This is a genomic window from Endozoicomonas sp. SESOKO3 (genome assembly GCF_024606255.1).
Genome location: NZ_JAHHPR010000448.1, coordinates 1 through 1,380, shown reverse-complemented (window position 1 = coordinate 1,380; position 1,380 = coordinate 1). Strand labels below are relative to the sequence as shown.

Here is a 1,380-nt window from a genome sequence, read left to right as displayed (position 1 = left end):
TCTTTGTAATTATCAGTAAACTTTATTTCAGACTGGTGCTAAGGGCGGCTATCAGTTGCAAACACTCTCGACTGGGTCTGTTGAGATTTTGTTTTTTGTGCTCAGGCAGGCTATCAAAATGGATAAATCTCTGGTATCAAGAGGGCTGCAAAACTCTTTGATGATTAACTGCCAGAACAGAAGAAGCAATTTGGAGCGATAGCAGGCTAGTCAAGAAGCTTTTGCGAAAACGTATTCAGCAGCTATCAGCTGAAAAACACCTATAATAATAAAGTGATTTATATGACAGAGTTCGACTACATCATTGTAGGGGGTGGCTCTGCAGGCTGTGTTCTGGCCAACCGCCTGTCTGAGAATAATGACCATCAGGTCTGCCTGGTAGAAGCAGGAGGCAGTGACAAGTCTCCATTGATATATATACCTGCCGGCGCAGCAATCACTGTGCCTCACGGTTTGCATAACTGGCAGCTGAATGCCCAGGCTCAGTCCACCATGAATAACCGGGATATATACTGTCCCCGGGGAAAGACTCTGGGTGGTAGTAGTTCGATCAATGCCATGCTCTATATCAGAGGGCAAAAAGAAGATTACGATCAGTGGGCTGCTATGGGGAATGACGGTTGGTCTTTCGATGATGTCTTGCCCTATTTTCTAAAATCCCAAAACCAGGAACGAGGTGCTTCTGGATTTCACGGCACCGGTGGTCCACTGAATGTTGCTGACCCCAGAAGTAAGCACTGCTTGAGTGAAGCTTTTATCAATGGTGCAATAGAAATCGGAGAAAAAGACAATCCTGATTTTAATGGTGCTGAGCAGGAAGGTGTAGGCTGGTATCAGGTAACACAGAAAGACGGCCAAAGATGCAGTTCAGCGGCTGCCTATTTGCATCCTGTCAATGATAGAACCAATTTGACAGTCATGACCAACAGTCATACTGCCAGAGTTATCCTTGAGGGAAAAAAGGCTATAGGAATTGAAGTCGTTCGAGGTGTTACCAGAAGGAAACTCTTTGCCCGAAAAGAGGTGATTCTTTCCGCGGGAGCTTTCGGTTCTCCCCAGATTATGCTGCTTTCAGGTATCGGTGCCAGAGACAGACTCGAGCCCCACGGCGTTGATTGTTTACATGAACTGCCAGGCGTTGGCGAAAACCTTCAGGAGCACCCTGATGTTCTGGTTGTCGCCAGTGACAAGACTGCCTCATCAATGGCTTTCGCCAGACCATTGGGAATGGCCAGAGGTATTAAGGAGGCAGTGAAATATTTCCACAAGAAAGAAGGCTTTCTGACAAGCAGTCTTGCAGAGTCGGGGGGATTTATAAAATCCTCACCGGAAGTCGAGAGGCCTGATCTGCAACTGCATTTCATCCCTGCGGCTATGGAA

The 1,380-nt window shown here is 46.9% G+C and carries 1 protein-coding gene; it reads left to right on the top strand.

Annotation, left to right across the window (positions count from 1 at the left end; genetic code table 11):
* Positions 1-282 precede the first annotated feature (282 nt).
* Positions 283-1,380, top strand: a 1,098-nt coding sequence (locus KDK18_RS07690; protein ID WP_257254317.1) for a GMC family oxidoreductase, incomplete at its 3' end; no start/stop codon positions are given.